Consider the following 8754-nt stretch of genomic DNA (forward strand, 5'->3'; position numbering starts at 1 on the left):
TCCAGCAGTTCGCCCGCCGGTACCACGACCGGGGCGCCCCACGCGGCCGGGCGGCCGCCCACGGCCACCGGGCAGGGCGCGCCGCCGACCGCGACGGTGACCGTCGAACGCGGGCGCAGCGCGCAGCCGTTGAGGGTGGTCTCCAGGACGGCGGCGTCCGGCGGATTGCCGACGAGGCGGTTCACCAGCGCCGCCGCGAGCGGGTCGAGCGCTCCGGAGCGGGGCACGCCGAGGTGCGCGTACCCCGGCCGCCCGCGGTCCTGCACGGTGGTCAGCGCCCCGGCGCGCACGACGACGAGCGCACGGTCGGTCATGGGGCCTCCCCGCCCGCGCTCGGCGCCGACACGAGGCACGCGCGCGCGTGGACGGCCGTTCGCCGCCGGACGGACGTGCCGTGTACGCCGCTCATGCGCCCTCCACCGGTACGAACCGCACGCGCGTCCCCGGCTCCAGCAGTGCCGCCGGTACGCGTGCCGGGTCCCACAGCACCGCGTCCGTCGTGCCGATCAGTTGCCAGCCGCCGGGGGAGGAGCGCGGGTAGACGCCGGTGTACGGGCCGGCCAGTGCCACGGCGCCGGCCGGAACCGCCGTGCGCGGGGTGGCGCGGCGCGGGACGTGGTAGTGCTCCGGGAGCCCGGTGAGATAGCCGAAGCCGGGGGCGAAGCCGCAGAAGGCCACCGTGAACTCGGTTCCGGCGTGGACGCGGGCCACCTCCCGTTCCGGCACCCGCCAGTGCGCGGCGACCGCCGCCAGGTCCGGGCCGTCGTACCGCACGGGCAGTTCGATCAGCTCGCGCGCGCGGGCAGCCATCTCCGGCACGCGCGCGCCGGTCAGTTCGGCCGCCCAGCGGTCCGGCTCGGCGAGCCCGTCGAGCAGGACCGTGCGGGCCGCCGGGACGATCTCGCGCACGGTGAGCGCGCCCTGCGCGCGACGCCTCAGCAGCTCGGCGTGCAGAGCCTGCGCCTCCTGGCCGGAGGCCACCTCGACGAGCAGCGCGTCGTCGCCGACGGGAAGCGCCCTCATACGAACGCCTCCACCCGCACGCCCGCCGCCACCAGCCGCTCGCGCACCCGCCGGGCCAGGCCGACCGCGCCCGGCGTGTCGCCGTGCAGGCACAGTGACCGGGCGCGCACCTGGATCCGCGCGCCGGAGTGCGCGATGACCGTGCCGGAGCGCGCGAGACTCACCGAGCGCTCCACGACGGCGTCCGGGTCGGTCACGACGGCGCCTTCGCCGCCGCGCGGCACCAGCGTGCCCTCGTCGGTGTACGCGCGGTCCGCGAAGGCCTCCGTGACGGCCGGAAGACCCGCCTCGGCCGCCACCTCCAGGAAGCGCGAGCCGGGCAGGCCCAGTACGGGCAGCGAGGCGTCCGCCAGGCGCACGCCCTCGATCACCGCGCGGGCCTGCTCCTCGTCGTGCACGACCCGGTTGTAGAGCGCGCCGTGCGGTTTGACGTACGCCACGCGCGACCCCGCCGCCCGCGCGAACACCTCCAAGGCGCCGATCTGGTAGGCCACTTCGGCCGCCAGCTCGGCGGGCGGCACGTCCATCGCGCGCCGCCCGAAACCGGCCAGGTCCCGGTAGGAGACCTGCGCGCCGATCGTCACCCCGCGCTCGGCCGCCCGTTCGCACACCCGGCGCATGGTGGCCGCGTCCCCGGCGTGGAAGCCGCAGGCGACGTTGGCGCTGGTGACTACGGACAGCAGCTGTTCGTCGTCGGTCAGCCGCCAGCGGCCGAAGCCCTCGCCCAGGTCGGCGTTCAGATCGATCGCGGTCATGGTGTTCTCGCGTCTCCGGTTCTCGTGCGGGTTCCTCGGTGCGGTGCCGCTCGGCTCGGCGCGTGCCCGGCCGACCGGGCTCAGTCGACGCCGACCAGCCGGTACTGCTCGTCCCGTGCGTCGGTCAGGAACATCTGGCCCGGCGCGTGGGTGAGGGCGAACGGCGGCCGGGAGGCCATCACGGCCGCCTGCGGGGTCACCCCGCAGGCCCAGAAGACCGGGATGTCGCCGTCGGCGACGGTCACCGGGTCGCCGAAGTCGGGCCGGGAGAGGTCCTCGATGCCGAGGGCCTCCGGGTCGCCGCAGTGCACCGGACCGCCGTGCACGGCCGGCAGCAGGCTGCTCTCCCGGATCGCCGCGCCCAGACGCTCGGGCGGCACCGGCCGCATGGACACCACCATCGGCCCGCGCAGCCGGCCCGCCGCCCGGCAGGCCCGGCTCGTCACGTACATCGGCACGTTCCGGCCCTGCTCGACGTGCCGGATCGGCACGCCCGCCCGGGCCAGCGCCCACTCGAAGGTGAAGCTGCACCCGATCAGGAACGACACCAGGTCCTTCCGCCAGTACGCGCGCGCGTCCGTGGGTTCGTCCACCAGCTCGCCGTCCCGCCACACCCGGTAACGCGGCAGATCGGTGCGCAGGTCGGCGCCCTCGGCGAGGACGGTCGCCGGGGAACCGGCGTCCGTGACGTCGAGCACGGGGCAGGGCTTGGGATTGCGCTGGCAGAACAGCAGCATGTCGTAGGCCCAGTCGGCGGGCACCGCGATCAGGTTGGCCTGCGTGTGCCCCGCCGCGACCCCGGCGGTCGGCCCGGCCAGACCGGCGCGGAAGCGGGCGCGCGCGGTTTTCGGGCTCCACGCGTGCGCGTGCGCGTCGACGGTGGTGACGGGCCGGTCCTCGGTACGGTTCACCCGCGTCACGCCAGCTCCTTCCCGCGCGTCTCCGGCAGCCCGAGCAGCGCCAGCGCCGCGAGGCCGTAGCCGATCGCGCCGAAGACCAGCGCCCCGCCGACGCCCCAGCTGTCCGCCAGGAAGCCCACCAGTGTCGGGAACACCGCGCCCACCGCCCGGCCCGTGTTGTACGTGAAGCCCTGCCCCGTGCCGCGCACCGCCGTCGGGTACAGCTCGCTCAGGTAGGAGCCGAAGCCGCTGAAGATGGCCGACATGCAGAAGCCGAGCGGGAAACCGAGCACCAGCAGCAGGGTGTTGGCGCCGTGCGGGATGTTCGCGTACGCCAGGATGCACACCGCCGACAGCAGGGCGAACAGCCAGATGTTGTTCCGCCGGCCCAGCCGGTCGGTGAGGTGGCCGCCGGTCAGGTAGCCGAGGAAGGCGCCGGAGATCAGGAAGGCCAGATAGCCGCCGGTGCCGACGACCGACAGACCCCGCTCGGACTTCAGGTACGTCGGCACCCAGGTCGCCAGCGTGTAGTAGCCGCCCTGCACGCCCGTGGAGAGCAGGCTCGCGAACACCGTGGTGCGCAGCAGGCCCGGGGCGCCGTCCCGGCCGGCCGGCCGGAAGACGGCCGTGAACGAGCCGCGGCGCGGGTCCTGTTCGCGGGCCGCCGTCGCCGCGGGCGCGTCGTGCACCGAGCGGCGCAGCCAGACCACGAGCAGCGCCGGCAGCGCGCCGGTCCAGAACATCACCCGCCAGGCCAGGTCGTCGCCGGCGAAGGAGAACACGAGCGTGTAGACGACCGCCGCCAGCCCCCAGCCGACCGCCCAGGAGCTCTGGATCGCGCCGAGCGTACGGCCCCGGTGGCGCGCGCTCGCGTACTCGGCGACCAGGATCGCGCCGACCGCCCATTCGCCGCCGAAGCCGAGGCCCTGCAGGGCACGGAAGACGAGCAGGGTCTCGTAGGTGGGCGCGAAGCCGCAGGCGACGGTGAAGACGGCGTACGTGACCACCGTGATCATCAGGGCGCGGACGCGGCCCACCCGGTCCGCGATCACGCCCGCGGCGGCGCCGCCGACCGCAGAGACCACCAGGGTGACGGTGGTGAACAGGCCGGTCTGGCCGCTGCTGAGGCCGAAGTACGCCGAGAGCGCCACCATGCTCAGCGGCAGGGTGAAGTAGTCGTACGAATCCAGGGCATATCCACCGAAAGCTCCGGCGAACGCACGCCGACCGCGCGGACCGAGGGCGCGCAGCCAGGCGAACGCGCCGTCCTCGTCGGCGCGTTCGGCCCGCACCGGGCGTGTGCCGGTGGAGGGCGCGGAGGGTGAGCGGGGCGGTGGGGTCGTGCTCATGGGCACCTCGCAGAAGAGGGACGGAGGGTGCTGGGAAAGTGAGCCGTGCGGAGCACCGTAGAGGATCGTTCAACGATCCTTCAATACCCGTGTTGTTTCGTTCTGGTGTCTGCGATTGAATTCCGGGCATGGCAGAGCAGCTGACGGGACTGGCCGGCGACCGGGTCCTTCTGGGCCGTACCAGCACCGCGGAGCGGGTTTCGGACATCCTCAGAAGCCGTATCTCCGAGGGCTACTTCCCGCCGGGCACCCGGCTGTCCGAGGACAGCATCGGCGGGGCGCTCGGCGTCTCCCGCAACACCCTGCGCGAGGCGTTCCGGCTGCTCACCCACGAGCGCCTGCTGGTCCACGAACTCAACCGGGGCGTGTTCGTGCGGGTCCTGACCGTCGAGGACGTGGAGGACATCTACCGCACGCGCTCCCTCGTCGAGTGCGCCGTCGTCCGGGGGCTGGGCGAACCGCCGTACCGGCTGGACGGGCTGGTCTCGGCGGTCGAGGAGGGGCGTACGGCGGTCGCCGAGAATGACTGGAAAGGGCTGGGTACGGCCAACATCCACTTCCACCGGGAACTGGTGGCCATGGCCGGCAGCGAACGCACCGACGAGCTGATGCGCAGCGTCTTCGCCGAGCTGCGCCTGGCCTTCCACGTCGTGGACGACCCGCGCCGGCTGCACGAGCCGTACCTCGCCCGCAACGCCGAGATCCTTCAGGCGCTCCAGGCCGGCGACCGGAGCGGCGCGGAACGGCTCCTGGAGACGTATCTCGCGGACTCGCTGGAACGGGTGGTGGAGGTGTACCGGCGCAGGGTGGGCGAGGAGGGGTCCCCGTAGGGGCGCGGTGTAGGGGCGCGGTCGGCAGCCGTGCCGGGCTCGGCCGGAGCGGGGGAGCCTGGCCGGAACGCGGGCGCCCGGCGGGAGCGCGGGCGCCGGCCGGGCCAGGGGAGCCTCTCGTTTGGGTCGATGTCAGACCCAGGACCTAGTCTGTGCACCGTGACTTCGCCTGCATCGACGGACCGTGTTCCGCCCCAGCTCAGCGCGGGGCCGCGCCCGGCTCCGGGCCCGGCCGCCGACGAGGGGCTGGCGCGTCGGCTGCGCGCGCTCGCCTGCACCGCGCCGCTGCACGACCTGGACGCCCGCAAGGCCAACCTGGCCGGCGAGTACTCGGTGTACGGGATGGCCGAGGTGGCGCTGGCCGCCATCGACCTGGTCACGCTGAACATGGACTTCGACACCGGCGCCGACCACGAGCAGATCGTGGCCCGGCTCGTCCCGCGCATCGCCGCCCAGGCCCCGGGCCGGCCCGCCGCCGAACACGAGCGCGTCGCCCGCTGGGTCCTGGAGAACCTGATCAACGTCGGCAGCGTGGACCGCGGCTTCCGCGCGGTCTACGGCACGTTCGCGCCGGACGGCACGTACGTCCGCCGTGACTACGACTTCAAGCTGATCGAGGAGGTGCCCGGCCCCGGCGGCACCGTCTACCTGCGCACGACGGACGAGGCGGTCAACGTCCTGGTCGGCGCCCTCGACACCGACGTCACCAGCGCCCAGATCGCCGCCGAGGTCAAGCTGGAGGTACTGATCAACCGCGGCCGGCTCGCCGACGCCCAGCTCGCCGCCGAACAGGCCCGCTACCGCACGGTCCAGTACTCCGAGACGCTCCGCCGGGCCCTGGAGGCCACCCGGCGCAACGTCCGCGCGGTCGACTGGCTCAACGCCGTCCCCGACATGATCGCCGAGGCCCTGGACCACGTGGCCGAGCGCTACCGCCACGAGAACGCCATCCTCACCAACATCCGCAAGGCCCGCGACGAGACCGAGGACCCGGAGCACAAGCGGCGCGCCGCCGAGCTCGTCGACATCGTCAAGGACTGCATCCGGCGCCACACCCAGCTCCAGTCACGCCTGCTGGAGGCGGGCCCGCTGTTCCGCGCCGAACAGGACCGGCAGGCCTTCGCCACGCCGGCGACGACGTCCGGGATAGACCTGTACGGCCATCTCGTCGCCCCCGTCCTGCCGCTGCCCCTGGAACAGGCGATCCGGGTCACCGACGCCTTCTTCGCGCGCGGCACGGGACTGCGCACGCCGGTGTCCGTGCGGGTCGGTGACCTCGTGGACATCCTGCTGACCCCGCCCGTGGAGCGGGAGCACCTGGGCGCGGAGATGCCCGAGCCCGATCTGATCGCGACGCCGGACGACAGCCGCTTCAGCGAGGAACAGCTCGCCGCGGCGACGGAGCTGCTGGACCTGCCGGCGGACGCCCCGAGACGACTGTCGGGCCTGCTGGCCGAGGCCCGGCGCACCGGGGACCCGGACCTCGCCTACCTGGTGGCGCTGCTGGCGGTCCACGCGGCCAGCCCCGCCGTCGGCACCGCCTACCGGCAGGGCGAGGAGAAGCTGCTGTTCGCCGTGGACGACGGGACCGAACTGGACGATCCCGAGTTCGGCGGAGCGGACCTGATCGTGGGGACCGCCCTGCTCGACGCGGCCGGGATGGCCGCGGACCGGACGGAAGCGGCATGACCTGCATGACCTGCATGACCCGCATGACCCGCATGACCGGCATGAGCGGCATGACCGGCATGAGCGGCATGAGTGGACGAGAGCACGACAAGGAGCCGAACCCGTGACCGAGCACGTCGACCGGAGTGAACCCGAGCCCGCCGCCGCCCCGGCCGGCTCCGCCGTCACCCCCGCCGACGCCGCCGACGCGGCGCGGCTCGTCGCCTTCGGACTCCAGCCCAAGCTGGCGCCCGCCCGCGACCAGGAGTACACCGAGCTGCTGCGCCGCTACCGCGACGACCCGGCGTTCGCCCGGCTCGCCGACGCCGTCGCCGCCGGCCTCGGGCTCGTGGTGCTGGAAGTCTCCCCGCGCGCGGGGATGGCCGTGACCGCCGCCGAGGACTCGGTGTTCGCCGTCCGCATGGGCGACTACGCGCGTCGCACCGCCGCCGACTCCGGCGACCGCTTCCTGCACGGACTCGCCCATCTCGCCGTCGCCGCGCTGGCGTTCCCGCGCCCGGAGGACCTGGCCGACGACTCCTACATCGGCCGGGTCACCGTCAACGGCGTCGACGCCTTCGTCCGGCAGGCCTGCCGCCGCCTGGAGGAACGCGCCGAGGAGCAGGGCGAGAACACCGACCCGGCGACCGACGCGCCCGGCCTGGAGGCGGCCTGGCGCATCTGGGCCAGACGCAGCGCCACCGGCGCCACCAAGGACGCCCGCCGGCCGGCCGCCTCCACCACCGGCATCGTGGCGAAGGCCATGGCCTTCCTCACCGACTCGGGCTTCCTCCAGCGCACCGGCGACGACAACGGCGGCACCTACCGCACCACCGCGCGCTACCAGCTCCAGGTCCGCGACATGGCCGGCAGCGCCGCCCTGGCCGAACTGGTGGAGCTGGGCATCGTCCCGGTCACCGACGGCACGGCCACCCTGCTGCCCGCCCAGGACACCGACGACCTGGACCTGGTGGCCGACGCCGGACTGCCCTTCCACTCCTGACGCTGAAGCTGCCGCAGCTCCAGCCCCTTCTGAACCACCGCACCTTTCACCAGACTTACGAGAGTCCGCCATGTACGAGCTGTCCCGGGTCCGCCTCTACTCCATCGGTCCCGCCGGTGCGCGCTACGCCGACACCGTGCTCGACCTCAGGGGCGTCGGCGAGCCCGTGCCCGACCCGGCGCCCACGCAGGTGGAGTTCTTCGAGGAGGAGCCGTCCGGCCCGCCGCGCCGGCCCGCGCCCGCGGGCGTGCTGTTCCTGGAGAACGGCGGCGGCAAGTCCGTCCTGCTCAAGCTGATCTTCTCGGTGATGCTGCCGGGCCACCGCAACACCCTCGGCGGCGCCAGCTCCGGCGTGCTCCGCAAGTTCCTGCTCGCCGACGACTGCGGCCACGTCGCCCTGGAGTGGCAGCACGTGCTGACCGGAGAGTGCGTGGTCGTCGGCAAGGTCAGCGAGTGGCGCGGCCGGCAGGTCTCCAACGACCCGCGCAAGTTCGCCGAGGCCTGGTACTCCTTCCGCCCCGGACCCGGCCTCAGCCTGGACAACCTGCCCGTCGCCGAGTCCACCTCCGTACGGCCGCCCGCCGAGGGCACCTCCGGCGCGCACGGCCGCCGCCGCACCATGAAGGGCTTCCGCGACGCCCTCATGGAGGCCGGCAAGGTCTACCCGCACCTGGAGGTGCACTGGGAGGAGATCCACGAGCGCTGGACCGAGCACCTCGGCGACCTCGGCCTCGACCCCGAACTCTTCCGCTACCAGCGCGAGATGAACGCCGACGAGGGCGAGGCGGCCGGTCTCTTCGCGGTCAAGAAGGACTCCGACTTCACCGACCTGCTGCTGCGCGCCGTCACCGACACCCGCGACACCGACGGCCTCGCCGACCTCGTCAGCGGCTTCGGCAACAAGCTCGGCCGGCGCGCCGAACTGATCGCCGAACGGGACTTCACCGCCGGCTCCGTCGACCTGCTCGGCCGGATCGTGGAGGCCGCCGAGACGCGTGCACGCGCGCGTGACGTCCACGCGGGCGCCGAGCGCCGCACCCGGACGCTGGCCCGGCGGCTGTCCGCGCGGGCCGTGCGGGAGCGGCTCCGGGCCGCCGACCTGGCCCAGCGCGTGACGGCCGCCGCGTACGCCGTCACGCACTCCGAGGGCGCCCGCGAACGCAGCGCCCTCATCGCCGCCGAACTCGCCTACCGGCACGCCTCCCTGGCGCTGGCCGCCGCCGAGAA

7 protein-coding genes and 2 pseudogenes are annotated in these 8754 nt (G+C 74.0%); 4 read left to right on the forward strand and 5 right to left on the reverse strand.

Going from position 1 to position 8754, the window contains the following annotated elements; all coding sequences use genetic code 11:
• The 5 genes and pseudogenes from ABZV94_RS38190 to ABZV94_RS38210 all read right to left on the reverse strand — a co-directional run.
• Positions 1–314: pseudogene (locus tag ABZV94_RS38190) on the reverse strand (allophanate hydrolase subunit 2 family protein); the annotation flags it as partial.
• Positions 315–405: 91 nt separating this feature from the next.
• Positions 406–1023 carry a 5-oxoprolinase subunit PxpB gene (gene pxpB / locus ABZV94_RS38195; RefSeq protein WP_356349082.1) on the reverse strand — a complete coding sequence of 206 codons (618 nt, stop codon included), beginning with the start codon at positions 1021–1023 and terminating at the stop codon, positions 406–408.
• Positions 1020–1778: a 5-oxoprolinase subunit PxpA gene (locus tag ABZV94_RS38200; protein WP_356349085.1), complete on the reverse strand. Its 759-nt coding sequence runs from the start codon at positions 1776–1778 to the stop codon at positions 1020–1022. Before ABZV94_RS38200 ends, pxpB begins: the two co-directional genes overlap by 4 nt.
• Before the next feature lie 80 nt (positions 1779–1858).
• Positions 1859–2689, reverse strand: a complete 831-nt coding sequence (locus tag ABZV94_RS38205; protein ID WP_356349095.1) for a putative hydro-lyase — start codon at positions 2687–2689, stop codon at positions 1859–1861.
• A 5-nt stretch (positions 2690–2694) separates the two neighbouring features.
• On the reverse strand, positions 2695–4026 hold the full coding sequence (locus ABZV94_RS38210; RefSeq protein WP_356349087.1) for an MFS transporter: 1332 nt from the start codon (positions 4024–4026) through the stop codon (positions 2695–2697).
• Positions 4027–4154: 128 nt separating this feature from the next.
• Here ABZV94_RS38210 and ABZV94_RS38215 point away from each other — a divergent pair, with 128 nt between their 5' ends.
• The 4 genes and pseudogenes from ABZV94_RS38215 to ABZV94_RS38230 form a co-directional block, all read left to right on the forward strand.
• On the forward strand, positions 4155–4856 hold the full coding sequence (locus tag ABZV94_RS38215) for a GntR family transcriptional regulator (RefSeq protein WP_356349090.1): 702 nt from the start codon (positions 4155–4157) through the stop codon (positions 4854–4856).
• 159 nt (positions 4857–5015) lie between these two features.
• Entirely contained in the window at positions 5016–6545 is a 1530-nt protein-coding gene (locus ABZV94_RS38220; RefSeq protein WP_356349091.1) for a hypothetical protein, read from the forward strand.
• A gap of 103 nt (positions 6546–6648) precedes the next feature.
• The gene (locus ABZV94_RS38225) at positions 6649–7527 is read left to right on the forward strand and encodes a hypothetical protein (protein WP_356349092.1); all 879 of its coding nucleotides are present in this window, start codon (positions 6649–6651) and stop codon (positions 7525–7527) included.
• A 70-nt stretch (positions 7528–7597) separates the two neighbouring features.
• Positions 7598–8754 (forward strand): annotated as a pseudogene (locus ABZV94_RS38230) (hypothetical protein); the annotation flags it as partial.

Source organism: Streptomyces sp. NPDC004658, assembly GCF_040609555.1.
In the GTDB taxonomy this organism is placed as follows: domain Bacteria; phylum Actinomycetota; class Actinomycetes; order Streptomycetales; family Streptomycetaceae; genus Streptomyces.